The organism is Bradyrhizobium roseum, from assembly GCF_030413175.1.
GTDB classification, from domain to species: Bacteria; Pseudomonadota; Alphaproteobacteria; order Rhizobiales; family Xanthobacteraceae; genus Bradyrhizobium; species Bradyrhizobium roseum.
The window spans coordinates 2,174,115-2,199,891 of sequence record NZ_CP129212.1; the positions used below are offsets into that span (position 1 = coordinate 2,174,115).

The 25,777-nt window shown below is 63.5% G+C and carries 24 protein-coding genes; 15 read left to right on the forward strand and 9 right to left on the reverse strand.

The genetic code is table 11. The features are described from left to right. Positions 1-110: 110 nt before the first annotated feature. The 8 genes from QUH67_RS10240 (at position 111) to QUH67_RS10275 (ending at position 9,470) form a co-directional block, all read left to right on the forward strand. Positions 111-2,414 (forward strand): penicillin acylase family protein, encoded by a 2,304-nt coding sequence (locus tag QUH67_RS10240; protein ID WP_300946549.1) that lies wholly within the window; start codon positions 111-113, stop codon positions 2,412-2,414. A gap of 88 nt (positions 2,415-2,502) precedes the next feature. After that, a complete protein-coding gene (locus QUH67_RS10245; protein ID WP_300946551.1) occupies positions 2,503-3,729 on the forward strand; it encodes an aminotransferase class III-fold pyridoxal phosphate-dependent enzyme in 1,227 nt (408 codons plus the stop codon). A gap of 49 nt (positions 3,730-3,778) precedes the next feature. Next, on the forward strand, positions 3,779-5,344 hold the full coding sequence (locus QUH67_RS10250) for an ABC transporter substrate-binding protein (RefSeq protein WP_300946552.1): 1,566 nt from the start codon (positions 3,779-3,781) through the stop codon (positions 5,342-5,344). 30 nt (positions 5,345-5,374) lie between these two features. Next, positions 5,375-6,319, forward strand: coding sequence for an ABC transporter permease (locus QUH67_RS10255; protein WP_407080452.1), 945 nt, complete (start codon positions 5,375-5,377; stop codon positions 6,317-6,319). Beyond that, entirely contained in the window at positions 6,312-7,202 is an 891-nt protein-coding gene (locus QUH67_RS10260) for an ABC transporter permease (protein WP_300946554.1), read from the forward strand. Before QUH67_RS10255 ends, QUH67_RS10260 begins: the two co-directional genes overlap by 8 nt. After that, a complete protein-coding gene (locus QUH67_RS10265) occupies positions 7,202-8,197 on the forward strand; it encodes an ABC transporter ATP-binding protein (protein ID WP_300946555.1) in 996 nt (331 codons plus the stop codon). The genes QUH67_RS10260 and QUH67_RS10265 overlap by 1 nt, the downstream gene beginning before the upstream one ends. Next, a complete protein-coding gene (locus QUH67_RS10270) occupies positions 8,190-9,161 on the forward strand; it encodes an ABC transporter ATP-binding protein (protein WP_320416131.1) in 972 nt (323 codons plus the stop codon). Before QUH67_RS10265 ends, QUH67_RS10270 begins: the two co-directional genes overlap by 8 nt. An 87-nt stretch (positions 9,162-9,248) precedes the next feature. After that, a complete protein-coding gene (locus QUH67_RS10275) occupies positions 9,249-9,470 on the forward strand; it encodes a hypothetical protein (protein ID WP_300946556.1) in 222 nt (73 codons plus the stop codon). A 6-nt stretch (positions 9,471-9,476) separates the two neighbouring features. On the opposite strand, the gene QUH67_RS10280 is transcribed toward QUH67_RS10275, so the two are convergent. Genes QUH67_RS10280 through QUH67_RS10290 form a run of 3 tightly spaced genes read right to left on the reverse strand, consistent with a single transcriptional unit; the run spans position 9,477 to position 12,794 of the window. Continuing rightward, the gene (locus QUH67_RS10280) at positions 9,477-10,136 is read right to left on the reverse strand and encodes an HAD family hydrolase (protein WP_300946557.1); all 660 of its coding nucleotides are present in this window, start codon (positions 10,134-10,136) and stop codon (positions 9,477-9,479) included. A 19-nt stretch (positions 10,137-10,155) separates the two neighbouring features. Beyond that, positions 10,156-11,595 carry a hypothetical protein gene (locus QUH67_RS10285; RefSeq protein ID WP_300946558.1) on the reverse strand — a complete coding sequence of 480 codons (1,440 nt, stop codon included), beginning with the start codon at positions 11,593-11,595 and terminating at the stop codon, positions 10,156-10,158. Positions 11,596-11,654: 59 nt separating this feature from the next. Beyond that, positions 11,655-12,794, reverse strand: coding sequence for a GTP cyclohydrolase II (locus QUH67_RS10290; RefSeq protein WP_300946559.1), 1,140 nt, complete (start codon positions 12,792-12,794; stop codon positions 11,655-11,657). Between the two features lie 129 nt (positions 12,795-12,923). On the opposite strand from QUH67_RS10290, the gene QUH67_RS10295 reads away from it, so the two are divergent. After that, positions 12,924-13,745, forward strand: coding sequence for a RibD family protein (locus QUH67_RS10295; RefSeq protein ID WP_300946560.1), 822 nt, complete (start codon positions 12,924-12,926; stop codon positions 13,743-13,745). On the opposite strand, the gene QUH67_RS10300 is transcribed toward QUH67_RS10295, so the two are convergent. The 4 genes from QUH67_RS10300 to QUH67_RS10315 are packed head-to-tail and all read right to left on the reverse strand — an operon-like array spanning position 13,706 to position 16,958. Then, a complete protein-coding gene (locus QUH67_RS10300; RefSeq protein ID WP_300946561.1) occupies positions 13,706-14,590 on the reverse strand; it encodes a hypothetical protein in 885 nt (294 codons plus the stop codon). The two genes, QUH67_RS10295 and QUH67_RS10300, sit on opposite strands and share 40 nt — an antisense overlap. Continuing rightward, positions 14,512-15,561, reverse strand: coding sequence for a glycosyltransferase family 4 protein (locus QUH67_RS10305; RefSeq protein WP_300946563.1), 1,050 nt, complete (start codon positions 15,559-15,561; stop codon positions 14,512-14,514). Before QUH67_RS10305 ends, QUH67_RS10300 begins: the two co-directional genes overlap by 79 nt. Then, complete coding sequence (locus QUH67_RS10310; protein ID WP_300946564.1) at positions 15,558-15,959, reverse strand: 6-pyruvoyl trahydropterin synthase family protein; 402 nt, start codon at positions 15,957-15,959, stop codon at positions 15,558-15,560. Before QUH67_RS10310 ends, QUH67_RS10305 begins: the two co-directional genes overlap by 4 nt. Positions 15,960-15,968: 9 nt before the next feature. Continuing rightward, positions 15,969-16,958: a zinc-dependent alcohol dehydrogenase gene (locus tag QUH67_RS10315; protein ID WP_300946565.1), complete on the reverse strand. Its 990-nt coding sequence runs from the start codon at positions 16,956-16,958 to the stop codon at positions 15,969-15,971. 118 nt (positions 16,959-17,076) lie between these two features. On the opposite strand from QUH67_RS10315, the gene mdoH reads away from it, so the two are divergent. From mdoH to QUH67_RS10330, 3 genes are all read left to right on the forward strand, one after another. Beyond that, positions 17,077-18,858, forward strand: coding sequence for a glucans biosynthesis glucosyltransferase MdoH (gene mdoH, locus QUH67_RS10320; protein ID WP_300946566.1), 1,782 nt, complete (start codon positions 17,077-17,079; stop codon positions 18,856-18,858). Between the two features lie 84 nt (positions 18,859-18,942). Further along, complete coding sequence (locus QUH67_RS10325; RefSeq protein WP_300946567.1) at positions 18,943-19,605, forward strand: FkbM family methyltransferase; 663 nt, start codon at positions 18,943-18,945, stop codon at positions 19,603-19,605. Next, a complete protein-coding gene (locus QUH67_RS10330) occupies positions 19,589-20,932 on the forward strand; it encodes a hypothetical protein (protein WP_300946568.1) in 1,344 nt (447 codons plus the stop codon). The genes QUH67_RS10325 and QUH67_RS10330 overlap by 17 nt, the downstream gene beginning before the upstream one ends. A gap of 6 nt (positions 20,933-20,938) precedes the next feature. Here QUH67_RS10330 and QUH67_RS10335 read toward each other — a convergent pair whose 3' ends face one another. Further along, a complete protein-coding gene (locus QUH67_RS10335; protein ID WP_300946569.1) occupies positions 20,939-21,460 on the reverse strand; it encodes a c-type cytochrome in 522 nt (173 codons plus the stop codon). Positions 21,461-21,592: 132 nt separating this feature from the next. Between QUH67_RS10335 and QUH67_RS10340 the strand changes: the two genes are divergently transcribed. Both QUH67_RS10340 and QUH67_RS10345 read left to right on the forward strand, forming a co-directional pair. Further along, positions 21,593-23,317, forward strand: a complete 1,725-nt coding sequence (locus tag QUH67_RS10340) for a sulfatase-like hydrolase/transferase (protein WP_300946570.1) — start codon at positions 21,593-21,595, stop codon at positions 23,315-23,317. Positions 23,318-23,417: 100 nt separating this feature from the next. Beyond that, positions 23,418-23,717 carry a hypothetical protein gene (locus QUH67_RS10345; RefSeq protein ID WP_300946571.1) on the forward strand — a complete coding sequence of 100 codons (300 nt, stop codon included), beginning with the start codon at positions 23,418-23,420 and terminating at the stop codon, positions 23,715-23,717. Here QUH67_RS10345 and QUH67_RS10350 read toward each other — a convergent pair. Continuing rightward, positions 23,714-24,622 carry a LysR family transcriptional regulator gene (locus tag QUH67_RS10350; protein ID WP_300946572.1) on the reverse strand — a complete coding sequence of 303 codons (909 nt, stop codon included), beginning with the start codon at positions 24,620-24,622 and terminating at the stop codon, positions 23,714-23,716. The genes QUH67_RS10345 and QUH67_RS10350 overlap by 4 nt on opposite strands. 51 nt (positions 24,623-24,673) lie before the next feature. On the opposite strand from QUH67_RS10350, the gene QUH67_RS10355 reads away from it, so the two are divergent. Further along, positions 24,674-25,771, forward strand: coding sequence for a YeiH family protein (locus QUH67_RS10355; RefSeq protein ID WP_300946573.1), 1,098 nt, complete (start codon positions 24,674-24,676; stop codon positions 25,769-25,771). Positions 25,772-25,777 lie beyond the last annotated feature (6 nt).

Here is a 25,777-nt window from a genome sequence, read left to right on the forward strand (position 1 = left end):
TATATCCTGGTAGCTGATACCGGCTTTTGGCTGGGGCGTGGATCCCCTTCGCCGTGAAAGCCGGAATGTGTCGCAAGGATTCGCTGCAAGCCTTATTCCGGGATAACGTCATGACCACAGGCACCATTGATCCAGCCTCGAAGACCTATCTGCCGGACCTTAACAGCGCGGCGATGGTGCCCGGACTGTCCGGCAAGGTCGACCTGCGACGCGATAGCTGGGGTATCCCGCATGTCCGCGCGGCCTCACATCTCGATGCCTTCACCGGGCTCGGCTTTGCCCATGCGCAGGACCGGCTCTGGCAGATGGAAGCGCTGTTGCGCCGTGGCACCGGGCGCTACGCGCAATGGGTTGGAAAATCGGCGTTGGCCGGCGATGTGCTGGCCCGGCAGCTCGACACCGCGGGCGCCTCGCAACGCGATTTCGCGCTGCTCCACAACGACACCCGGGCGATGCTCGAAGCCTATGCGCGCGGCGTCAACGCCTTTATCGGGCAGGGCGCATGGCCGGCGGAATACGCCATTCTCGGCACCAGGCCGGCAGCCTGGGAGCCTTGGCATTCGATCGCAGTGATGCGCCAGATCGGATTCCTGATGGGGTCGGTGTGGTGGAAGCTGTGGCGCGCGGCAGCGCTGCCCATCGTCGGCGCAGAGCAGGTATCGAAGCTGCGTTTCGATGATGGCGGCGACGATATGCTGTGCATTCCGCCGGGCGCCGAGGGCACGCGCTATCTCGCAGCACTCGCCGATCTGAAGCCGGGTCTCGAAGCGCTGCTCGGCAGCCAGGACCAACAGGAAGCCGAAGTCGCCGGCGGCAGCAACAACTGGGCGCTCGGACCGCAGCGAACCGCAACGGGGCGGCCGCTGCTGGCCGGCGACCCGCACCGCGTCCTGGAAATGCCGAGCATGTACGCGCAGGCCCATCTCGCCTGCGACGATTTTGACGTCATCGGTCTCACTGTTCCCGGCGCGCCCGGGTTTCCGAATTTCGGTCATAACGGCAAGGTGGCGTGGTGCGTCACCCACGCCTTCGTCGACATTCATGACCTCTATATCGAGCGCTTCGACGCAGCGGTCGAGAACACCAGCTTCAAGGGCGGCTGGAAGCCGGTCAAACACCGCGCGGAAACCATTGCGGTGCGCGGCGAAAATGCAGTCAGCATCGACGTCGTCGAAACCATGCACGGTCCGGTCATCGCGGGCGATCCCGCTGGTGGCACTGGCCTCGTGCTGCGCTCGATGCAGTTCGCCGAGCCGGACACGTCGTTCGACTGCACGCTGCCGGTGTTGCGGTCCTCAACGGTCGAGGAATTGTACGATGCCGGCCGCGAATGGGGCCTGATGGATCACAACCTCGTCGCCGTCGATACGACCGGCCGTATCGGCAACCGCGTGCGCGCAAAGGTGCCGGTCCGCCCGCGCTCCAATGGCTGGCTGCCGGTGCCGGGCTGGACCGGCGAGCATGAATGGAGCGGCCTGATCCCGTTCGAGAAAATGCCGTGCACCATCGATCCAGCCGAGCAGGCCATCGTCACCGCCAACAACCGCGTGATGGAAAACGGCGAAATCTATTTTGGCACCGACAGCATGCCGCCGCATCGCGCGCGCCGCATCTGGCAGCGCCTCGCCAGACTGTCGAAGGCGACGGTGGAGGACATGGCGTCGATCCACCGCGATACCGTCAGCGTTATCGCGCTCGAATTCCGCGACCGGATTCGCCATGTTGCGGTTGATGGCGCGGCCGCGACGTTGCGCGACCGCATCGTCGACTGGAACGGCGACATGAATGCGGGGTCCAAGGCAGCGGTTGCCTATGTCGCGTTGCGCACCGCGCTGACCAAGCTTGTTGCGGACAAGAGCGGCGTGCGTGCGGTGGCCGACAGTCCCTACACCAAAATTCCGCCCGGCATTTTCGGCGAGAGCCAGATCTGGTGGACAGTACCGCAACTGCTGCGCGCCGGCGACACCGCCTTGGTGGCGGGTGCCACCTGGGACGAATTGCTCGCGCAGGCGCTGGCCGAGGCCGCCAGGGATTGTCCGTCGGAAGACTGGGCCACCGTGCACCGGCCAGTCCTGCGCCATCCGCTATCGTCGGCCTTTCCGGAGTATGCACCGCTGCTCGACAAGCCTTGCGGACCGCTCGGTGGCGACAATGATACGCCGTTCGCCACCGGCTACATCGCGCGGCTCGGCATGCGCGCCACCTATGCCGCCCTGTCGCGCTACGTGTTCGACGTCGGCGCCTGGGAGAATTGCCAGTGGATCGTGTTTCACGGCGCGTCCGGCCACACCGGCAGCCCGACCTATGACAACCAGAATGCGACCTGGGCCGCCGGCAAGATGGTGCCGATGCTGTATGCGTGGGACAAGATCGAGGCTTCCACCACTTCGCATCAGCAGTTGCTGCCGTCGTGATCGCGGCGGAAGGCCGCGAAGTCGGCGCTTGTTATCCATAATATATCATATATCCTTCGCACCAAGCGGCCCTTGAACGGGAGAGTTGATGACCACTGTGCTTGGCCCCATCGATCAAAGCCTGCGTGATCGCGCCAATCTGGTCGTGCCCGGCGGCATGTATGGCCACATGCGGGCCGGCGGCCTGCCTGAGGGATATCCGCAGTTCTTCGAGCGCGGCCAAGGGTGTCACGTCTGGGATGTCGACGGGCGCAAATATCTCGACTTCATGTGCAGCTGGGGACCTGTCGTGCTCGGCCATCGCCATCCCGCCGTCGACGCGGCGGCGCGGCGGCAGATGGAGCAGGGCGACTGTCTGAACGGCCCCTCCGAACGCATGGTCGAACTGGCCGAGCGCCTCGTCGGCCTGGTGACACATGCCGACTGGGCGCTGTTCTCCAAGAACGGCACCGATGCGACCACGACCTGCGTGACGCTGGCGCGGGGCGCCACCGGCAAGCGCAAGGTGCTGCTGGCGAATGGCGCCTATCACGGCGCTGTTCCGTGGTGCTCGCCGTATCCCTATGGCGTGATGTCCGAGGATCGCGCGCATATCCTGTATTTCGATTACAATGATGTCGCGAGCCTTGAAGCCGCCGTGGATCGCGCCGGCAACGACCTGGCGGCGATCGTCGTGTCGGCGTTCCGCCATGACTATGGCAAGCACCAGGAATTACCGGACCCGGCGTTCGCGGCGCGTGCCCGCGCGCTGTGCGACGCCAATGATGCTGCGCTAATTCTCGATGACGTCCGCGCCGGCTTTCGGCTCACGCTGCATGGCAGCTGGGACCAGATCGGTGTGCAGCCCGACCTCAGCGCCTGGAGCAAGGCCATCGCCAACGGTTACGCGCTGGCGGCCGTGATGGGCAACAACCGGTTTCGCGATGCCGCGGCGCAGCTTTACGCCACCGGCTCGTTCTGGTGCGGCGCGACCTCCATGGCGGCCGCGCTTGCGACCATTGACGTGCTGCAGGCCGAGAACGGCCCGGAGCAGATGCGGCGGATGGGCCAGCGGCTGCGCGACGGCATCGCCGAGCAGGCGCGGCGCTATAACCTCGGTGTGCGGCAAAGCGGCCCGCCGCAGATGCCCACGATCCTGTTTGAGGATGACGCTGACTATGCCCGCGGCTCGCGCTTCGTGCAGGAGACATTGAGCCGCGGCGTCTACATGCATCCAAAACACAACATGTTTCTCTCCCTCGCCCACACCGCGGCCGATATCGATTTCGCGCTTTCGGTGACGGACGAGGCTTTCAAGATTGTTGCGAGGCTTTGACATTCAGGCGCCGCGCTTATTTGGCGGCGAACCAGTAGGAGTACAGCGAATGAGCCGGTGCGTTGCAAGACGGGGCGTTGTCCTGGCGCTGAGCCTGATCATCGGATTGTCATTCGCCGCAAACGGCAGCGTTGAGGCGCAGCAGCCCAGGAAGGGTGGCACGCTGGTCTATGCCAGCGTGTCCGGGCCGGGCACGCTCGATCCCTACATGGCATCGAGCGCCGTCGAACTCGAGGTGATCCACAATCTGTTCGAAAGCCTCGTCACGCTCGACGCCAGGAACGCCACCCGTCCGATGCTGGCGGCGAAGGCCGCAGCTTCGGAGGATTTCAAGACCTATACGTTCGAGCTGCGCAAGGGCGTCAAATTCCACAACGGCCAGGAAATGACGTCGGCTGACGTCAAGGCCTCGTTCGAGCGCTACCGGCGCATCAGCCCCGCCGCCAAGAATTATGAAGCAATCGATCATTTCGAGACGCCAGATCCCTACAGCTTCGTCATCGCGCTCAAAGAGCCCAATGTCGTGCTGCTCGACACCCTGAAGTCGCCGATCTATCCGCTGATGATCCTGCCGGCGTCACAGAAGGACAAGCCGGCCCGCGATATCGAGGTGATCGGCACCGGCCCCTACAAATTCGGCGAATGGGTCAAGGACAGCCATCTCGTCATCGTCAGGTTCGACGATTACGTGGCCGATACCGGCGCGCCGGGCCGCGACGGCTATGGCGGCCGTAAAACCGTGTATCTCGACGCCGTCCGCTATCGCTTCATGCCGGAGGCGACGACCCGGATCGCGGCGCTGCAGAACGGCGAGGCACAGCTGATTTCCTCCATTCCCAGCGAGCTCAGCGCCCGCGTCACCCAGCGCAAGGACCTTGCCATCCGTGAAGTGTTTCCGGTGCTCGGCAGCTACATCATCGTCAATTCGCAGAAGGGGCTGACCGCCAATGTGCTGATCCGGCAGGCCATCGCCGCGGCGATCAACGTCGATGAGATCATCGAAGGTGCCGGTGGCCTCAACAAACGTAATCCGTGGATGTCGTTTCCCGGCACGCCGTATTATCTCGGCGAGACCGCGCCGACGCCCTGGTACGACATCAAGGATCCGGCCAGGGCCAAGGAACTCCTGAAGCAGGCCGGCTACAAGAACGAGAAGATTATCATTGAGACCAACAGCAATTATCAGTGGATGCGCTCCACCATGCTGATCGTCGCCGAGCAGCTCAAGGCGGCCGGCATGGCCGTCGATGTCCAGATCACCGACTGGACCACCAACGCAGCGCATATGCAGCAAGGCACCGGCGACTGGAACCTTTCCACGACCGCATTCGGGCCCGATCACATTCTGGGGCCGCAGCAGTGGCGGCCGATGATCTACACTTTCCCGCACATCGTCGGAAACGAGGCGCTCGACAAGGCCTACGGCGAGTTCTTCGTAGCCCCAACGCTGGAGGCGCGCCGGGCCAGCTGGCTCAAGATCCAGAAGGAAGTGCTCGGCGGCGCCTATCTGATCAAGATAGCCGACACCGGCCGGCTCAGCGGCTATTCCAAGAAGCTTCAGGGCCAGAACGACTATGCCGGCGTGCTGCAGCTGTGGGACTTGTGGCTTGAGTGATCGACACATTGCCGTGCAGAGGAGGCAGCTCTGATACGCATCGTGGCCGTGAAGTTCCTGCAGGCGGTGCCGGTGGTCGTGATCATCTCGATCTTGGCATTCCTGCTGCTCAGCCTGCTGCCTGGCGATCCGGCCGTCATCATCGCCGGCGAGCAGGCATCGCCCGCCGCGATCGAACAGGTGCGCAAGCAGCTCGGCCTGGATCGTCCGTTTCTCGAACAGCTCACGATCTGGCTGCTCAATCTGGCGCAGGGCAATTTCGGCTCGTCGCTGATCCTGCACCAGAGCGTGCTTTCGGCGGTGGTGGAACGGCTGCCGGTGACGCTGTCGCTTGCCGCGCTGTCGATCTCCTTCACGATACCCGTCGGCGTGCTGCTGGGATCGGTCGCCGCCTATTTCCGGCGAACCTGGATCGACTCACTTGTCATGACGACGGCGCTGCTCGGGGTGTCGATCCCGGCATTCTGGATCGCCATCCTCGGCGTGATCCTGTTCAGCGTGCAGCTCGGCTGGGTGCCGTCGAGCGGCTTTGTGCCGATTTCGCAAGGCGCCGGGCCGTGGTTCGCCTCGATCGCGCTGCCGGCGCTGATCCTGTCGCTGTTCCAGATCGGCTTCCTGTCCCGCATGACCCGCTCGGCGATGCTCGACGTGCTCGGCCAGGATTACATCCGGACCGCGCGCGCCAAGGGCCTCAGCGAGTGGCGGACCGTCGGCAAGCACGCCCTGCGCAACGCGCTGATCCTGATCATCACCGCGACAGGCATTTTGCTGAGCGCCGCGATCGGCGGCTCTGTGATCATCGAGCAGGTGTTCGCGTTGCCCGGGATTGGGCGCATGGTGGTGCAGGCGATCCTGGCGCGCGATTATCCGCTGGTGCAGGGGACGATGCTGATCCTCGGCTTCACCTTCGTGATGATCAACCTGACCGTCGATATCCTTTACACCCTGGCCGATCCGCGGGTGCGTCATGACTGATGTCGGACTGGGATCGCTGGCGACGGCTTCTGCGATCGTGGCTCCGCGCGGCCACAATACGCTGCGCCGCCTGTTGCGCCATCGCTCCTTCATGATCGGCTTCTCGGTGATCCTGCTGTTGACGCTGGCCGCCGTGCTGGCGCCGCTGATCTCGCCGGTCGATCCCTCCGCAATGCGGGTACGCTTGCGTTTCCGGCCGCCGTCGTCGCAATTTTTCTTCGGCACCGACATGTTCGGCCGCGACATTTTTACCCGCGTGCTCTACGGCGCACGGGTATCGCTGTTCGTCGGCATCTCGGTCTGCGTGATCTCCGGACTGTGTAGCGCCATCATCGGCGTGATCGCCGCGCAATTTCGCAGGCTCGACGGCGCGATCATGCGGCTGATGGACGCGCTGATGTCATTTCCTGCCATCCTGCTCGCGCTGGGCATCGCCGCCGCGCTGGGGCCCCGCGTGTCCAGCGTCATCATTGCGCTGACGGTTGCTTACATCCCCGCAGGCGTCCGCATCGTCCGCGCGGCGGCGCTGACGGTGCGTGAGATGGATTTCGTGCATGCCGCGCAGGTTTCGGGCGCGTCCTCGCTGCGGATCGTGGTGCGGCACATCCTGCCGAATTGTTTTGCTCCGCTGCTGGTGCATCTGACCTTCATCTTTGCCTATGCGATGCTGGCGGAAGCGGCGCTCAGCTTTCTCGGCGTCGGCATTCAGCCTCCGATCGCGAGCTGGGGCAATATCATCGCCGAGGGCCGCGACTACGCCACGGAAGCCTGGTGGGTGATGTTGTTTCCGGGCGTCGCCATCAGCCTTGCCGCATTGAGCCTCAATCTGCTCGGCGACGCGCTGGGCGACCTGCTCGACCCGCGCCAGAAGGGGGGCGATTGATGTTGACCGCGCCGCTTCTCGCTATCAGCAATTTGACCGTTCAGTTCCGCGTGGATAGCGGCTGGGTGACGGCGATCGATGATGTCTCGCTGGACGTGGATGCAGGCGATTGTGTCGGCGTTGTCGGCGAATCCGGCAGCGGCAAGAGTGTCACGGCGCTCTCGATTCTGGGACTGCACGCGCGCGCCACCACGCGGATATCGAGCGGGACGATCCTGTATCAGGGGCAGGACCTGCTGCGTGCGCGCGCGTCGGCGATGCGGCGGATTCGCGGCAGCGAGATCGCCATGATCTTCCAGGACCCGATGTCGTCGCTCAATCCGGTGCTGACCATCGCCGACCAGATTTCGGAGACGTTGCGCCAGCACCAGGGCCTCACAGGAGAGGCCGCGCGAAAACGTGTGGTCGAATTGCTCGGCCTGGTGCGGATTCCCGACGCCTCGCGCCGCGCCGACGACTATCCGCATCGGCTGTCCGGCGGCATGCGGCAGCGGGTGATGATCGCGATGGCGATCGCCTGCAAGCCGCGGCTCTTGATTGCCGACGAGCCGACCACCGCGCTCGACGTCACCATTCAGGCGCAGATCCTCGAACTGCTGCGCGACCTCCGCAAGGAGCTGAGCATGTCCGTCATGCTGATCTCCCACGATCTCGGTGTGATCGCCGAATTCGCCCAGCGCGTCGTCGTGATGTATGCCGGTCGGGTGGTCGAGGATGCGCCGGTGGCGCAGCTGTTCCGGCGCCCTGTGCATCCGTACACCATGGGGCTGATATCAGCGGTGCCGAAGCTGGACAGCGATGCGCCGCGGCTTGCCACCATTCCCGGCCGAATCCCGTCGCCGCAGGAGGTCATCCCGGGCTGCCGATTCAGCCCGCGCTGCGCGCTGGTGCAGGACAGCTGCCTGGACCAGCAACCATCGATGCAACTGGCCGGCGATCGCCAGTCGGCCCGCTGTCCGCCGCGTCTTCTCGCACTGGGCGCGCGCCATGGTTGACCAGCCCCAGCCCATCGTCGAAGTCCGCGACCTCTGCAAGACCTTCGCCGTCAAGCATGCCGGCGGCGTCTCGACGCTTCACGCCCTGAGCGGCGTCAATTTCGATATCATGCGCGGCGAAACGCTGGGGTTGGTCGGCGAGTCCGGTTCGGGAAAGACAACGGCAGGACGGATTCTGGTCGGGTTGATCCCGGCGACAAGCGGGGCGGTCAGCCTGTTCGGTCACAGCATCACCGGACCGGATGGCAAAGCTCAACTCGCTTCCGTGCGGTCGCGGCTGCAGTTCGTGTTTCAGGATCCTTATGCGTCGCTCAACCCTCGAATGCGGATCGGCAACGCCATAGCCGAGCCGCTCGACATCGCCGGCACGCATTCGCGCAAGGATCGCAACGATCGGGTCGCGGAATTGCTCGAACTGGTGGGGCTGCCGAGGAACAGCGTCGAGCGTTATCCGCATGAATTCTCCGGTGGCCAGCGGCAGCGTATCGTGATTGCGCGGGCGCTAGCGCTTAATCCGGATTTCGTCGTGTGCGACGAGCCGGTATCGGCACTGGACGTCTCGATGCAGGCGCAGATCGTCAATCTGCTGCTCGACCTGCAGGACCGGATCGGGCTGAGCTATCTGTTCATCGCGCACGACCTGGCGGTGGTGCGCGCGGTCTCAACCCGCGTGGCCGTGATGTATGCCGGCGCCATCGTCGAGACAGCGCCGAAGTCACAGATCTATTCCGACCCGCAGCATCCTTACTCGAGGGCCCTGCTCGATGCCGTGCCGCGCGCCGATCCGGATTTTGTTCGTCATTCCGTCGTGGCGGGCGAAGTGCCGAGCCTGCTCGATCCGCCGCGGGGCTGCCGTTTCCACCCGCGCTGCGCGTTCGCGATGGACCGATGCCGGGTTGATGTGCCGGAGCTGAAAGCGTCCGGCACGGATCGCCAGGTCGCCTGTCATCTATTCGCGGGGTAAAGAAGCCAATTATCGCAAAACCGTTCGAAACCCTCCACCGTGTTGCGCGTACCACTACGGGTAGCCGCGAACCGGAAGTATTCGAGCGTGAACAAAGCGTCCAACGTCGATCGCTTGCGCGACAAGATCAGAACCCTTCGTGGGAAAGCCGGCGAACTTCCCGACGGCGACGAGCGGGACGACCTGCTGCGCAAGGCAGAAGAGGACGAAATTTCACTGCGCTTGATCGAGTGGATCACTTCCCCGGGGGAAATTTCTCCCCCTGAAGGCCTTATTCCCATCAAAAAACATCGGCTGCGCCGGGAGTAAGCTGGCTCACTCGTTCATGACGGAACGAATACAGTTGCGCAGTTCGTCGACCGCCGTGGCAATGCGATGCGCGCCGGCCGCCATCAATCGATCCGTTTCGTGGTAACCCCAGGCGACGCCGATCGAACGGAGGCCGGCGGCCCGCGCCATCTCCATGTCAAACGTCGTGTCGCCGATGAAGATCGTATCGCTGGGCGTTGCCCCGATCGCCGCCATCGCCTGGAGGAGCATGCCGGGGTGCGGCTTTGAGGGCGCCGTGTCGGCGGCCTGAATAGTTCGAAAATGGCCATCCCATCGCAGCTCTTCCAGAGCAGGAGCCACTGTGTCGGTCCTGTGTCCGGTCGCAAGACCCAAAACGGTATCCGGACTGGAACTCAGCTCGAGTAAGAGATCGCCTACGCCATCGAACGGCCGTTCGGCAAAGCCAGCGTCGGCTCGCAATCGCGGCAGCAGCAGATCGTAGGCCCTGACCATCTCTGATATCGGCGCCGTCGGGCCGGCCAGCTCCGTCAGGATGACGTTAAGTGATTTCCCGACCAGCGCCAGACTGGTGGCCGGCGGCGGGGCGGGCAACTGGAATTCGGCAAAGACGATACGATGGCTCTCCAGGATGAGGGAGCGGCTGTCGACCAACGTGCCGTCGAAATCAAAGATGATCAGCTTCAAGGGTTCTCTCGGCGTGATGTTATCGGTGCAGGCACGAATATATCCGTACCAGTTCGCGCGCCTGCACCGGAACGGCAAGCGCGGAATCCCTGCTTTTCGTTGCTGTCTCGCACGATAGCCAGAAGTAATTCCCGGCGGGATCGATGACGAGCCGGTTCGGCGCGAAGTTTGAAAGAATGATCGATAGATAAGGAACGGTCGAAAACCACGACAGCGCGGCGAGCGCTGGCCGGATCCGTTCGGCCGAGACGAAACGAGGATCGCCGAGCCTGGGATCAGATTGATCGCTCATCGCCAGACCGGCCACGGCATCGCGATAATCGACCCAGGAGGCGACGAACTTCCCGGTCTCAACCAGATGAATCGTGGTCACCACCATAAACATCGAGGCGAGGGCGCATAACGCACGCTCACGTCGCGAGATCAGGCTGTGCCCAAGGCTCGCCAGCTCAAGGTCAATTTCTTCCCTGATCATGGCGGTGATTGCCGCCATAGCGCCGAGCAGCGGAATGGCAAGGACCAGCGCGGTTCGCAGATAATAGCGGCTGTCCGCATGCAGCGAATGATCAAAATGCAGCCAGTAGATGGTCAGTGCCCCGAGCAGGAGCCCAAGCGCGACAATGCACGCCTGTCGTGGAAGCCATTTTGAGATAAGCATGAAGCTCGCGCCGTAGGCGATCACAGCTGCCAGCAGGACCAGAACGATCCTCACCTCGAAAATCGCGGGATCGAAGAAATTCAGGGCGGCCCGCAGGAATGCGTCGGCGTAATAGTCATCGGGAGGAGCGAAAATCTTCGCCGCCGCAGCCAGTGCCACGATGACCATCAGGCTGGCGACCGCGCGAACAAAAGCTGCACTCCGTAACCCGCGCAGCGCCAGCGTAGCCGTAATGGTCGCGAGCAACACCAGGCCTCCTTCGTGGGTGAAGGCCAGCAGGAGCGATGTAGCAAATACCAGCAAGGCACCGGCGACGGTCGGCTTCGCATAATGGCTCAGCGCCAGCGCCGGCCAGAATATCGCGTGCGCGAGCCACATTTCTGTTGGAAAGCCGAAGATCAGCGGGCAGAGCAGGGCTGTCGATCCGCACGCATAGACAAAGATGATGCGGCCGGGGGAACGGTCGGCCGCGTAAGTTGCAGCCAACCCGATCAATGGCGAGATATAGAACAGAAGACCGTATGCGATGATTCCGGCCGAGGGATTGCCCGTCATCCAAACGAGCGCCTCCGCCGGCAGCAGCGTCAACAGGAACACCGACATTCGGCCGGAGACATTGTGCCAATGAAAGGCCCAGACATCCCGGACTGCGACCGCGTACGAAAACATCGCGCCGTCGCCATAGAGCTGGAGCCGGAACAGCAGCGCGGCGACAGGAAACGCTACGGCCCAGCCGAGGCCTCCGCCAATGACCAGAAGCCGGAACGAATGGTCATCGAGACGCAGCGCCTGGTCGGCCATCTCAATGACTCTTCATACCGGGCGTGATGCCGTTCAGCATCGGCGGAGAGATCGCAGTTTCATGACGTCTCGCCTGCAGGAGATTTCAGGGTGGCGAATTTATGTCCGGAGCGTGCGGCCTTCGTCGTCAGATAGTGCCTGTTGTGGGAATTCACCGCCGTTTCCAGCGGAACGCGGGCGAGGATTTCGATACCGCCTTTCTTGAGACCATCGAGTTTTGCCGGATTGTTGGTCATCAGGAGGATCCGGGTGCATTCGAGGGTTCGGAGCATCGTCGCAGCGATCTGGTAGTTGCGCTCATCGTCTTCGAAACCCAGCATCGTGTTGGCGTCGCGCGTATCGAGTCCGGTGTCCTGCAATCGATAGGCCCGCATCTTGTTCGCAAGACCGATGCCGCGCCCTTCCTGGGCGAGGTACAGGACGATGCCGCCACCGAGGCTCTCCAGTCGTGTCAGCGCGAGCCGGAGCTGGTCGCCACAGTCGCACCGCTGCGAGCCGAACACGTCGCCCGTCAGGCATGCCGAATGCAGACGAACCGGGACCGGTTCGGCGAAGTCAGGCTTGCCGACGATGATGGCGACCTGGTCGATACCGAGCGCGTCGCGGAACACGACAAAGCGGGCCGCCGAGCCCGACACAAGGGGAATCGTGGCGTCGCTCGCAACCACTAATGCGTCCCCGTGACGTGCCGCGAAGCGATCGACCGCGTCGGCTTCGACGCTGACTATCGTTCGCGTCACTTGTTCGGGAACGGTTTTCAGATTGGCCGCCACAACCGCCGGCAGGCCGCGGCTGAGCTTGACGAGCCGGATCGCTGCCCGAGCGGCACGGCCGGCGGCCACGGCTTTCAGGGCAGCGTGGGTCTTGCGGTCGTCACCGGCGGCGGCAAGTGCGAAGATTTCGCTCGCACGGGTCTCTGCGGAGAGCGGCAATGCGATCGGAGCGGCTGCCTCAATTCCGATGGCGCACGCCCGCTGCTGTGTTAGTATCAGGTGCAGAGCGTTCGGGCCGCACAGCCCTGCAAATTCGCGCAGCCGCTGGTCGTCGAGGTCCTCCACCGGCAAAGCGAACAGGATCTCACCGGGGGCGTCGAAGCGAACCGGTCTCCGCGTGTGGAGTTCGTTAAGGGCACGGCTGACCGCGAGGTATTCCTCGTTGCCGAACAACGCGGAACTTGCTTGGGAATGCGCGGCGCTCATTTACAGGATTCTCCAATACCGGGCGCGTTCGTGGAACACCGAAGGTCCGCAATCATTCCGTCATAAATCATATGGATTTTTAGGATCGAGTGACCGATAGTGGCATCAATAACGTGCGAGAACCGTATTTTGAATCCTGCTGTACAGCTTGGCAATTTCCTCACCTGTGAATTTGCGTCTTCCGATGAGTGGGAGAGCTTTGTCGATCGTTTTCGTAAAGGACAGCAACCTCTGCCGCAAGCCTGGGCCGATCTATTCGGCCCGTTGTGCGGCGGGATGGTGGACGATCTCGTGGTCATCGGGCAGATCGGCCAGTCGCTCGACGGCCGGGTCGCGACCGCGACGGGTCATTCGAAATACATCAACTGCCCGGCCGGCATTGAGCATCTGCACCGGCTGCGTGCGCTGGTCGACGTCGTCGTCGTCGGCGTTGGAACGGCGCTGGCCGACGATCCGCAACTGACAGTCAGGCAAGTCGCCGGCCCACAGCCCGCGCGTGCCGTGATCGATCCGAAGGGGCGCCTGGGAGCGGATGCAAAGCTGTTCGCCGACGATGGTGTTCGCCGCCTGCTGATCACGGTGGAAGGCTCCGCGGCTGCGCCGCCGCCGGGGGTCGAGGTCATCATTTTGACCGAAGAAGACGGAAACTTTGCACCTTCCGCCATCGTCGCGGCGCTGGCCCGCGCGGGGATGCGCCGGATTCTGGTCGAGGGCGGCGCCGATACCGTGTCCCGCTTTATCGCGGCGCGATGTCTCGATCGGTTGCACGTCACCGTCGCGCCCGTCATGCTTGGCGCAGGAGGTCCCGGTATCGCGCTGCCGCCACTCGATCGGGCCGATGAGGCCCGCCGTATGCAGGTCCGCGTGCACAAGATCGAGGACGATGTTTTGTTCGATTGTGATCTGTCCGATCAGCGGATCGTCATCGGCACTGCAAAAAAGTCGACATGACCGACGCGCATCGTTGAAGCGCTCAAATCGACGTTCTCGTTACGTCTAGCCAGCCAATCGTCAATGTCGCGATGCGGCAGCGCTTCGATCTCTCTTGCGGCTTGAGCCCATCCGGACAGCAATGCGCGCTGCATCTCGTGATCGGCCGTTCCGATCTGCCAATCCGAGCGGCCCTGGATGACCGAATAGCCGGCCGCCTCGAACCTGGAAATGGCCGCGGCGGCGGCCGAGGGGCCGAGCGCTGGTCCAAAGCCCTTGTCGGTACGCTGGTGCGCATTGACCGCCGAAATGATGATTTCGTCGAGCGGGTCGGATGGGAAGAAGTCGGTGCGTCCGTCGTAAGTCAAGGCTGCGTAAAACGGCAGCGCGCGCGAGGCGATGTGGCGGACAAGGCGATCCAACCATGTTTCGGAGACCAGATCGAGCAGTGCAGAGGTCGTCACCAGGTGCTTTGTGCTGTCGAGCACCGCTTCGAAATTGCCGCCAAGATCGAGCGACACGGCATTCAGCCTGACATCGCTGTCGTCATTTCCGCCGCATGCCAACGCCAGCAGATGTGGATCGTTGTCGACGAGATCCCAGTGCTGTCGTGCCTGCAGATGCGGGCCAATGGCACGGACGGTAGAGCCTGCACCGCAGGCCAGATCGACCACGTTGAGGGAGTCGCGCGACCTGAACCGATCGGCCACCGCGCCGAGCACCACCGGATTGCGCGCCCGCAGATCATGACTTTCCCGCAAGGCCAGCCATTCGGGAGAGAAGCCGCTCATGACAGTTTCTCCAGTGCGGCGGCGAAGATCGCCGCGGACTGCCGCCAGGTGGGTAACGTCCCCGCCGATGCCCACGCGCCGTCCGCGAACCTCCGCCGCAACTCGGCGTCAGCGATCAATTGACGCAGGGCCGCGCTCAGTTCAGCTGCGTCTCCGGGGGAAACCAGCAGGCCCGCCGCTGGCGGGACCGTATCGGGAATGGCTCCAGCCTTGGTCCCGATCACGGGCAAGCCGCGAGACAGTGCCTCGCTGTAAGCCATGCCATATCCCTCGAAACGGGAAGCGAGGACGAACACGTCCGCCTCGTCATAGAGCGCCGTGAGGCGTTCGGAGGACACCTCGCCAACCACCGCGATGCGGCCCGAAAGCCCATATTCCGATATGCAGGCCAAAAGCCGTGCCGCTTCGCTCGGATCGCGGGTGAGATCGCCGGCAATCGTCAGCCGCCACGGAAGTTCAGCCAATGTCGCCAGCGCGGCAACGAGCACGTCGAATCCTTTCCGGGGCGTGACGGCGCCGACGGCGAGCAAATGCGGCGTGCCGTCCCGGCTTCCCCGCGCGCGCGGCGCCGGATCGCTGCCGGGCCTGGCGACGGTGATGCGCCCGGCCGGTACTTCATAACCAGAAGCGACGAGTTTTGCCGTCGCAGGGCTGGTCACCACGACTGCGCGCACCGACGCGAGCGCTGCCCGCTCGCTGCGATGCAAGGCGTCGGCGCGTTCGGCCGACAGCCCCCATTCCAGCGCGAGCGGATGATGCACCAGCCCGAGCAACGGATGGCGGCCTGCAACGTCCGCCGCGACATCCGGCAACACTCCCAAAGCCAGGCCGTCGATCACGATCGGCTGGCCGTCAGGTATCTTCAGCAGGAGCGATCGCGCAGCGGATCGCGTTGCCTCGTCAGGCGAAGGAAATCCGTCGCCGATGTCGAGGCATTCGACGTCCCAGCCCAGTTGCCGGAGTTCGGCCATGATCCTCTTGTCATACGCATAGCCGCCGGTCGGCGTATCGAGGCTGCCCGGCACCGCGAAGACGACGCGCTTCACCACAAGGGCGCTTCGTACTGTGCGCGCGCGACGTGCGATTCGGACAGCGTGATGCGCAGCGCCTTGAGTTCGCGGCCGGGACGGCCAAGTTCGCCGGCGCGCGCGGGCTTCGCCAGGCCGTCGAAGATGTATTTGGACAGGAATTCCGTCGTCGTGTTCTTGCCCTTGAATTCCGGCACTTCGTCGAGATTTTGATAATTGAGCGGCCCAAGCACCGCCTTGAGCGCCTCATGCGCGCGGCCGATATCGATCACGATCGCATTGTCGTCGAGGGTCTCGGCGATGAAGGCGGCATCGATCACGAATGTGGCGCCATGCATCTTCTGTGCGGGTCCAAAGACGGCGCCCTTGAAGGAATGGGCGATCATGATGTGATCGCGAACTTCTACGGTGAACACGGCGGCTCCTTAAGGGTAGGTGATGGGTTGGCAGAGTACACCGCTGCCGGCCTCGAGAACATTCGGCAAGCGCGCGGGCAGATCGCGAAAGGCAACAGGGGGCGCCAGCAAGGCATCGAGCCTGGGATCGCCCAGCAGCGCGATTGCGGCGGCAAGCCGGCGGCCGTATGTCCAGCGCGGACGATGCGATGGCGCGATGCGTCCGACCTGGCTCGATATCAGCCGAAGCCGGCGGCTGTGGAACGGCCCGCCAAGCATTGCCGTCACCGGCGCATCGCCATACCAGCTCATTTCCAACACCGTCGCTTCGTCGCCGGCCAGTTCGAGCGCCGTCCGCAATCCATCGGGCGATCCGCTGGCGTGAACGACGAGATCGCAGTCGGCTTTGGCGTTTGCGGGCTCTGCAAAGCCAACCCCGAGTTGGCCTGCTAATTCCGCCCGGCTGCCGTTGATGTCGATGAGCGTGACATCCGTTCCGGGAATCCGCCCGCACAGATAGGCGACGAGGGCGCCGACCACGCCGGCTCCGACCACCGCGATGCGGTCGGCCGGACCTGGCGCGGCGTCCCACACGCCGTTCAGCGCCGTTTCCATGTTGGCCGCCAGCACCGCACGCAATGGCGGAACAGCCTCCGGGAGCACAACGACCGCGTCGGAAGGGATGTTGAACGCGGTCTGGTGCGGATGGAGCGCAAAGACGGTCTTGCCGCGCAAGACATCGCTGCCGTTCTCGATCTGTCCGACCGCGGCGTAGCCATATTTGACCGGAAACGGGAAATCGCCGGCCATGAACGGCGCGCGCATCCGCTGGAATTCGCCCGGGGGGATGCGGCCGTCAAAGACCAGCGATTCCGTGCCGCGGCTGATGGCGCTGAAAAGGGCTTTTACACGCACTTCGCCGGCACCGGGCGGCGGGGTCAGTTCCTCGCGGAGTTCGACCTGTCTGGGACCACGATACCACAAAGCCGAGGTCGTCGTAGCGCCGGCGCTGACAGCCATTTTCTTCGATCTCGGACTGGAATTCATGACGGCAGGACGTGTTATAGACAATACTCTGCACCGCCCGTGGGCGAATGAGAAGCCGTAACCTGATCTGCTGCCGGTAGCCCGCCCCGCCATGATTCAAGCCAACGCCGCCGACAACAGAATGTTCGCCAGGCGGGCGGTTTTTGCCGCCCTGTTCTCGATTACCATCGCTGCATCGCTATGGCTTGCTGCGGTCGCCTTGGCGCCCGGTGGATTTGGCGTCCTTGATCTTGCCGCGCTTGTCCTGTTTGCCATCACCTTGCCCTGGATGGCCGCCGGGTTCGCGAATGCCGTGATCGGTTTCATCATCATGCGCTTTTCCGCCGATCCGGTCGCGGCAGTTCTGCCTGCGGCCGGAATGATCGGCGATGAACAGCCCGTGACGGCGTCGACGGCCATCCTGCTGTGTATGCGCAACGAATTGCCGCGGCGTATCATCCGCAATCTCGAGACGATGCTCGAGGGACTCCACGATTCCGGCTATGGAGAGCAGTTCCATCTCTACCTCCTCAGCGATACCAGCGATGCCCATCTTGCGGCGAGCGAAGAGGCGCTGTTTTCGGAGCTGATTGGGCGCTGGCGCGACCGGATCGCGATCGACTACCGCCGCCGCACGGTGAATACCGGCTTCAAGGCCGGCAATGTCCGCGAGTTTTGCGAACGCTGGGGCAGCCGCCACGAATTCGCCGTCACGCTCGATGCTGACAGTTTTATGTCGGCGGACGCCATCATCCGCCTGGTGCGGATCATGCAGGTCGATCCCAGGCTCGGCATTTTGCAGGGCCTGATCGTGGGGCTGCCGTCGACGAGCCTGTTCGCCCGAATCTTCCAGTTCGGCATGCGGCTCGGCATGCGCTCCTACACCATCGGAAGCGCGTGGTGGCAGTCCGATTGCGGGCCCTATTGGGGACACAACGCCATCCTGCGGCTCGAGCCGTTCATGAAGCACTGCCAGCTCCCGGTGCTGTCCGGGAGCGGCGAGGCGGAGCGGCATATCCTCAGCCACGACCAGATCGAGGCCGCGCTGATGCGCGCGGCAGGCTATCATGTGCGCGTCCTGCCGCGCGAGGATCTCGGCTGGGAGGAAAATCCGCCGACGCTGCTGGAGTTCATGCGCCGCGACCTGCGCTGGTGCCAGGGCAACATGCAGTACTGGCGGTTTCTGTTGCTGCCAACACTCCGGCCGGTTAGCCGCTATCAGCTCGTGCTCGCGATCCTGATGTTCATCGGTTCGCCGGCCTGGATCGGCTTGCTGGTCCTCGCCACGATCGCGCTCGCAACGAGTGATGATCCCGCCACGATCATGCGCGCCGATGCCGGCGGCGCGTTGCTGATCTGGGTGCTCGTGATGTGGTTCTCGCCGAAGATTGCGGGCGCGCTCGACGTCCTGCTGGCGCGGCAGGAGCGGCGCGCGTTCGGCGGCGCGGGCAGATTCTCCGTCAACTTCGTCATCGAGACGATCTACTCCATCATCCTGTGCCCGATCCTCTGGATCAGTCACACGATCTTTCTGTTCGGACTGCTGTTCAATCGCGAGATTGGCTGGATGGGCCAGGTTCGTGACGATCATGCGGTGCCGTTACCCCTGGCATTGCAGGATCTCTGGCCGCAGACATTGGTCGGATGCGCATCGCTCGGCCTTGTACTCGCGAATCAGCCATGGGCGCTGCCGTACGTTCTGCTGCTTGCCGGCGGCCCGGCTTTGTCGGTCCCCTTCGCGATGGTGACCGCCTGGCCTGCGATCGGCGAACTGGCCGCGCGTGTCGGCATCGGCCGGATTCCGGAGGAGACGGTCACACCTGAGGATCTGCTTGAACTGGCGTTGCCCGCGATCAAGTCGGAGAGCCCGCCGCCTCTGACCAACTCGGTCTAGCCGATGTTCGGCGCCATCAGGACCGCGCGAGCCACCTTCCGGTCATTTCGCATTTATTACGGAGACCGGAAGCGGGCAGCGGCGATGGACCGGTTCTATCGCCAGTTCGTCCGCCCCGGCGATCTCGTATTCGACGTCGGCGCACATGTCGGCGATCGCGTTGCCTCGTTCCAGCGGATCGGCGCGCGCGTCCTCGCGGTTGAGCCGCAGCCGGCCATGGTGCGGGCGCTCCGGCTGCTCTATGGCCGCAGCAGATCGGTGACCATCGAGGCGCTGGCGGTGGGCCGTGAGCCGGGCAGGGCGCGCATGCTGATCAACGTCGATAACCCGACGGTGTCGTCGATTTCTCCGGCTTTCGTCAAAGCCGCCGATGGCGCGCCGGGCTGGGAAACCCAGCGCTGGAGCGAGACCGCGGAGATCGAAGTCACCACGCTGGATGCCTTGGTCGCCGGGCATGGCGTTCCCGCCTTCATCAAGCTCGACGTGGAAGGCTTTGAGGCGGAGGCCTTGTCGGGCCTGTCGCAGCCAGTGCCTGCGCTGTCGTTTGAATTCACCACCATCCAGCGCGACGTCGGGCTTGCCTGCATCGAGCGATGTGCGGCATTGGGCTACGCGCGTTTCAACGCGGCGCTTGGCGAGAGCCAGGCGCTGATCGGCGACTGGATGAGTGCGCCGGACGTCGCCCGTTGGCTGACTGAGCTGCCGCAGACGGCGAATTCCGGAGACATCTATGCCGTCGCGGACTGAACGACCATCGCTACAGCCCCGCGCTGTGATGATCTCCGTCGCCGTGCTGCTCGCCGCGGGCTTCGGCCTGACGCTGCTGATCTTCTATCCCGGTGTCATGACTTACGACGCCAAGTTCGTGTACGAGGACATCGCCAAGGGCACGATGGGCGACTGGCAGTCGCCGGTCATGGTCTGGCTGTGGGGCGTGATCGATCCGATCGCTCCCGGTCCCGGCAGCATGTTCCTTCTCATTGCGACGACCTACTGGGCGGGCTTTGGCATGCTGTCGCTCGCGCTCGCTTCCCGCGGCAAGACCGTCGCGCTGCTGCTGCCGCTGCTGGCGATGACGCCGCCGGCTCTTGCCTTTGCCGGCATCATCTGGCGGGACGTTCTGCTGGCGACGTGCTGGCTGCTCGCCGCAACAGTCGCCTTCGCGGTATCTGAACGCCAGTCCCCGATCAGGCCGGCCGGGCAAGGGCTGGCGCTGGTGTTGTTGATATCAGGGGTGCTGCTGAGGCCGAACGCGCTGCTGGCTGCGCCGATCCTCGCGGCCTACATCGTCTGGCTGTCGCGTGTGTCACTGCGCAGGACTGCCATCCTCTATGTCCCCGCCATGATTGGCCTGTTCGGTACCGTGCAACTTGCCTACTACGGCATGCTGGACGCCAAGCGACAGCATCCGCTGCAAACGATCATGATCTTCGATCTCGGCGGTATCAGCCACTTTGCGAAGCAGAACCAGTTCCCCGTCGCGTGGAGCGAGTCCGAGAGCGCGATGCTGCTCAACGGCTGCTATCAGCCGACGATGTGGGATATTTATTGGCGGCTCAAGCCGTGTGATTTCGTCATGCGCAAGGTCGAGCGCGAAACGGGCTTGTTCGGCACACCGGCGATACCGAGCGCTTGGCTAACGGCGGTGCTCCATCATCCGGTCGCCTACCTGCAGCATCGCTCGGCCTTCATGTGGAACTTTCTCGCCGCCGACAATCTGGGAATGTGGACGGCCGACGTTGAACACCCGATGGAGAGGGTCTACGCCGATCGCGCGGCCTTTAACGCCCTGGTCGCGGCGCACGATGCCATCAAGCCGACGCCCTTTCTCCGCGCGGGATTCTGGCTTCTGGCCTGTATCGTCATCTGTGGCTGGAGCTGGAGGCGAAGCGGCCCGCGCGAAGCGTCCTTTGCGCTGGCCGTCTGCGGTTCGGCGACGGTCTATGTCGCGAGCTTCTATGCCCTCGGCGTGGCGTCCGACTTCCGCTATGGCTATTGGGCGGTGCTGGCCGCGATCGCGGGCGGCATCGTCGCGTCGTCCGGCGAAGCGAGGACAAACGAGCCAGAGGGTTAAAGCCGCCTATTTCTTCGGTTCAGCCGACGCGCTCCAGGCCTTGTAGTCGCCGTCGGAAACGTCAGACAGTTTCTTGACGAACGCCGCGATCGACCAGATCTCATCGTCCTTGGCGCCGGCCTGCTCAAAGCTCGGCATTCCCGTCATGTTGATGCCGTTCTTGATCACCCAGAACAGTTGCGCGGGCGAAAGATCCCCCGCGACCTTCTTCAGGTCCGGCGGGTAGGGATGCAGCCCTTCCGAATATTTTTGCCACATGACGCCCGGCGCGCCGTGGCAGTTCGCGCAGCCGAAACTGGCGTAAGCCTTGGCGCCGGCCTGGACCATGGCGGCGTCGCCAAATGACGCCGGTGGGCTGTCATTGGCGTGGCGATTGATCGACGCGGTCCGCACCCGCGTCAGGGCCCATGTGACGGCGGCCGGGTCTTCGTTGGTTCCCGCCACACTGTAGTACCCGCCGAAGAAGAAAACCCCCATTCCGATGCCGGCCACGATCGCCAGGGCACCGATTGCCGCAAGGAAACGCATGCAAGTCTCCGCTCGTGTTTGGCGCCCGAAGCCTAATGGTGGCCCAGTTCGGGAATAACCAACCGCTCGAAAGGTTGCATAGGATAGGATGACACAAGCAAATTTTACCCGGCGCTTTGCGATCGAACTTCAATGATGGACGATACCAAGGGCGATAATCATCAGGTGCGCGGAACCGGGGTCGTGCGCATGCTCAGCATGCTCCGTTACAGCAGGGCCGCGGCATTCTGCCTCGTGCTGTCGCTGCATGCGGGCGCGGTGATCCTCATGCTCATGACCGAAATCAGCATCTTGGGCATGGCCGTTTTCCTCATCGTCTGGACCATGCTCAACGGCTTTTGGCTGATGCTGCTGCGACGGCCGGTCGTGGCGGCGCTGATCTCGCTCGAAGTCCTGATCGTGCTGACACTGCTGTCGCGCTTCAAGTTCGACAAACTCTGGATGACGATCGACTTCCTCGATGTGATGATCGTGGATCGCGACACGACGGCATTTTTGTTCGAGGTGTTTCCCGCTCTGCGCTGGTGGATTGTTCTCGCGGCGATAGCGACGGCCGTTGCTATTGTCATTGGCTGGCGGCTCGACCGGCATCGCGTGAGTCTCCAGCCCGGTCTTGCCGCGTTCGCTGTATCGAGCGCGATGCTGGTTGCGGTGTCGCTGTTCTGGCCGACCGGCCTCAACGAAGATTTCGAGGGCCGAAGCTACGTCTCGAAATTTGCCCGCACAGGCGTAGAGACGATTCACGAACTCTCTTTGCGCGGATATCTTGCGGCGGCTGCGCGCGCGAGCGAGCAGGTGCTGCCAGACGAGTCCGCCTGTCAGCCGGCACGCAAGCCCCCACACATCATTCTGCTGCATGATGAATCCAGTTTTGACATCACCATCGCGACCGGCGTCAACGTGCCGGCCGGGTATCAGGAACATTTCCGCTCTTTCGACGGCAGGATGCGCAAGCTTCTCGTGGAGGGTGTCGGAGGACCGAGCTGGTTTACCGAATTCAACGTGCTTACAGGCCTCTCGGTTCGATCATTCGGCCGGTTTGCGACAGCTGTCACGCGGATGGCCCCCGGGCACGTCTATCGAGGTTTGCCCCGCGTACTGCAGCAATGCGGATATGAGACTTTTAGTCTCTACCCGTTCTACGGTTCGTTTCTGGGCTCCCGCGCGTTTCAGACGACAACCGGCATCGCGCACTATCTCGACATGAAGGATCTGGGGACGCGCGCCTTCGAGGCCGACAGTTTCTACTATGATCGTGCAATCGATCTTGTCAGGCGGGCGCGCGGCGAGGCGCCGCTGTTTCTGTATGTGTATACGGTGGCCAATCATTTTCCGTGGGACGAGCGGCTGCGCGCCAACCTCACGCCGGATTGGCACGACCTCGGCAACGCGCCCGACGTGGAAGAGTATGTCCGTCGGCAGGCGATATCAGCGGAGGAATATCGGGCCTTCCTGAAAAGGCTTGCGCTGGAATTTCCAGCAGAAGCCTTCCTCATCCTCCGCTACGGCGATCATCAGCCTCAGTTCGGCCCGCGCCTGATCGATCCGTCGCTCGGCAAGGCAGAACTTGCGAAGCGAGCGAAGGCTCTGGATCAGCGCTATCTGACGACATACTATGCGCTCGACACGGTGAACTTTACGCCGGTCGATATCGGGCCGGCGCTCGATCTGCTTGATGCGCCGTACCTGCCCTTGGTCGCGCTGCAGGCGGCTGGAATTCCGCTTCGCGCAGATTTCGCGGAACAGAAGGTGATCCTGCAACGGTGCGGCGGGCTGTTTTACGGTTGTGAAGGAGGGGAACAGGCCCGCCGCCTGAACCGGCTTTTGATCGATGCCGGACTGATCAAGGGGCTGTAAGGGAGCCTGTGCTTACGGGCGCCTGCAACGCGGAAACACCGGCAAAGAACAAAGCCGCTCCATCATCGCTCCTTGCGGAAATAGGCTTCCATTCGCTGGGTTGAAAAAGCAAATCGCTTCCATTGCTCCGGCGGCCGGAAACGACGACATTTGTCCTGCAAGTCAACAGATTGGCCGCGCAATGGACCGCTTGAGATACGAGCCGTTTGGCGAGCGCCTGGCGCCCGAAGGGGACGCGGGACCGCGCTCCCGCACGTCAAGATATCTGTTGTGGACCGGCACGGGCCTGTTCTGGTCGCTGGTGGCGGCCATTGTGCTCGCCCGCGCGGCCTTCTTCGAGCCGGGCGTCTTTGACGAGTTCACCCGCGTCGCGTCGCTCGTCAAGGCAGCGATCTTTTAGGCCAACTCCGCAACGCGCTTGTCCTGCCAGATCAGCCGCTCGAACGCGGTGGCCGCTGGAATCTCCATTCGGCCCGGCGCCGTCAATTGCCACAGCGTGCGTTCGATCTGCAGGTCGCGGATCGGCACCACCTTGAGCCGGCCGAGCGTCACTTGATCGGCAATCGTGGCGCTGGAGACGATCGCGACGCCGAGGCCGGCGGCTACCGCCTGCTTGATCGCCTCGGTGCTGCCGATTTCCAGCGTGCGATGGGGTTCGATGCCTGCGGCAAGCAGCGCCTGCGCCACCACCTCGCGCGATCCTGACCCGGGCTCGCGCACGATCAGGACCTCATCGCACAGCGCCGCGCTTGTGATCCCGCGCTCCGCCGCCGCAAACCGATGCTGCGGATCGACGATCAGGCTCATCGCGTCGGCTCGCCAGGCATGACTTTCGAGTTCGTCGTCCTCGACCGGTCCCTCGACCAGTGCGACCTCGATATCATGCGCCAGCATCAGGTCGGCGATGTCCCTGGTGTTGGCGATGACGAGGTGGAGGTCGATCCCGGGATAGTTTCGATGAAACGTCCCGAGATAGTCCGATATCATGTAGGTCGCGATCGTGGTGGATGCGCCGATGCGCAGCGATCCGCTGTCGAGACTGCGCAAGGACAATAACTCGTCCTCCGCCGCGCGCTCCGCTGCGAACAGCGTCTCTGCGTGCCGCACCAGCGCTTTTCCCTCTCGCGTCGGGCGCACGCCTTTCGGCGACCGGTCGAGCAGGCGGCAGCCGACCTGAAGCTCGAAATCCCGGACCCCCTTGGAGATCGCGGGCTGGCTGATATGGAGCGCCTCGGCTGCGCGCGAAAAGCTCCCGGTTCTCACCACGGTCGTGAACAGGCGCAGCAGATGCAGGTTTAAGGACATAACTTCCCTTTATCGGGCCAGATCGAAAACATATTACCTAACTATCGCGTTATGGCGCATAAATCGTTCTATCTGCAGGGGGATTTTGTGCCGTCAGACGAAGAATCTTCCGCATCCGGCCGCGGACGGGCGCCTTGGGCGGCCCGTCTCGCGTCGCTCATTCCCGGAGTCCTGCTCTGCATCATGGTCGCCGGCGTCTCGGCCGGCTTCGAAGCCGCGGAACGGCGTCTGTTTGAACACCCCTATGTGGAAGCGCTGGTGCTGGCGATCCTGCTCGGCATGGCCGTGCGCAGCTTCTGGAATCCCCCCGAGCGCTGGCAGGCCGGCATCGCCTTCAGTGCCAAGCAACTGCTTGAAGTCGCAGTGATGCTGCTCGGGGCATCGATCAGCTTTGCCGCGGTCGCGGCGTCCGGCGCGGCCCTGCTTGGCGCGATTGCCGCGACCGTCATCGCAACCCTGGCACTCAGCTTCGGCATCAGCCGCATGCTCGGCCTGCCGACACGGCTGTCGATCCTGATCGCCTGCGGCAACTCCATCTGCGGCAATTCGGCGATTGCCGCGGTAGCACCTGTCATCGGCGCCAGCCGCGATGAAATCGCGTCCTCGATCTCGTTTACGGCGATTCTCGGCGTGGTGATGGTGCTGGGGTTGCCGCTGCTCATCCCGCTGTTGCAGCTGTCCGCGACGCAATACGGCATTCTTGCGGGACTAACCGTCTACGCCGTCCCGCAGGTGCTTGCCGCCACCGTGCCGGCGGGATTGGTGAGTACGCAGATCGGCACGCTGGTGAAACTGATGCGCGTATTGATGCTGGGGCCGATCGTGGTGGGATTTTCCCTCTTGGCCCCGCGCCTGAATGGAGGCGCGCGGGGCACGCAAACGGCCGGTTTCTTCCGGCTCGTGCCATGGTTCATCCTCGGCTTTCTCGCGCTTTCAGCGCTGCGCTCGCTCGAGGTCGTGCCGGTCACGGTTGTCGGCCCGCTGACGGAAATCACCGGCTTTCTCACGGTGGTGTCGATGGCGGCGCTGGGGCTTGGCGTCGACGTGCGGGTTCTCGCCAATGTCGGCGGCAGGGTGACTGCGGCCGTGACGTTGTCGCTGATGCTCCTGCTTGCGATCAGCATTGGCCTGATACACCTGTTCCATTGACGTCGG

Coding starts and splice junctions, on each gene's coding strand:
- QUH67_RS10245 (WP_300946551.1), top strand. CDS start 2,503: ATGACCACTGTGCTTGGCCCCATCGATCAAAGCCTGCGTGATCGCGCC.
- QUH67_RS10285 (WP_300946558.1), bottom strand. CDS start 11,595: ATGGCCGACCAGGCGCTGCGTCTCGATGACCATTCGTTCCGGCTTCTG.
- QUH67_RS10330 (WP_300946568.1), top strand. CDS start 19,589: ATGCCGTCGCGGACTGAACGACCATCGCTACAGCCCCGCGCTGTGATG.
- QUH67_RS10290 (WP_300946559.1), bottom strand. CDS start 12,794: ATGAGCGCCGCGCATTCCCAAGCAAGTTCCGCGTTGTTCGGCAACGAG.
- QUH67_RS10350 (WP_300946572.1), bottom strand. CDS start 24,622: ATGTCCTTAAACCTGCATCTGCTGCGCCTGTTCACGACCGTGGTGAGA.
- QUH67_RS10250 (WP_300946552.1), top strand. CDS start 3,779: ATGAGCCGGTGCGTTGCAAGACGGGGCGTTGTCCTGGCGCTGAGCCTG.
- QUH67_RS10315 (WP_300946565.1), bottom strand. CDS start 16,958: ATGGCTGTCAGCGCCGGCGCTACGACGACCTCGGCTTTGTGGTATCGT.
- QUH67_RS10340 (WP_300946570.1), top strand. CDS start 21,593: ATGATGGACGATACCAAGGGCGATAATCATCAGGTGCGCGGAACCGGG.
- QUH67_RS10335 (WP_300946569.1), bottom strand. CDS start 21,460: ATGCGTTTCCTTGCGGCAATCGGTGCCCTGGCGATCGTGGCCGGCATC.
- QUH67_RS10240 (WP_300946549.1), top strand. CDS start 111: ATGACCACAGGCACCATTGATCCAGCCTCGAAGACCTATCTGCCGGAC.
- mdoH (WP_300946566.1), top strand. CDS start 17,077: ATGATTCAAGCCAACGCCGCCGACAACAGAATGTTCGCCAGGCGGGCG.
- QUH67_RS10260 (WP_300946554.1), top strand. CDS start 6,312: ATGACTGATGTCGGACTGGGATCGCTGGCGACGGCTTCTGCGATCGTG.
- QUH67_RS10325 (WP_300946567.1), top strand. CDS start 18,943: ATGGACCGGTTCTATCGCCAGTTCGTCCGCCCCGGCGATCTCGTATTC.
- QUH67_RS10355 (WP_300946573.1), top strand. CDS start 24,674: ATGGCGCATAAATCGTTCTATCTGCAGGGGGATTTTGTGCCGTCAGAC.
- QUH67_RS10270 (WP_320416131.1), top strand. CDS start 8,190: ATGGTTGACCAGCCCCAGCCCATCGTCGAAGTCCGCGACCTCTGCAAG.
- QUH67_RS10265 (WP_300946555.1), top strand. CDS start 7,202: ATGTTGACCGCGCCGCTTCTCGCTATCAGCAATTTGACCGTTCAGTTC.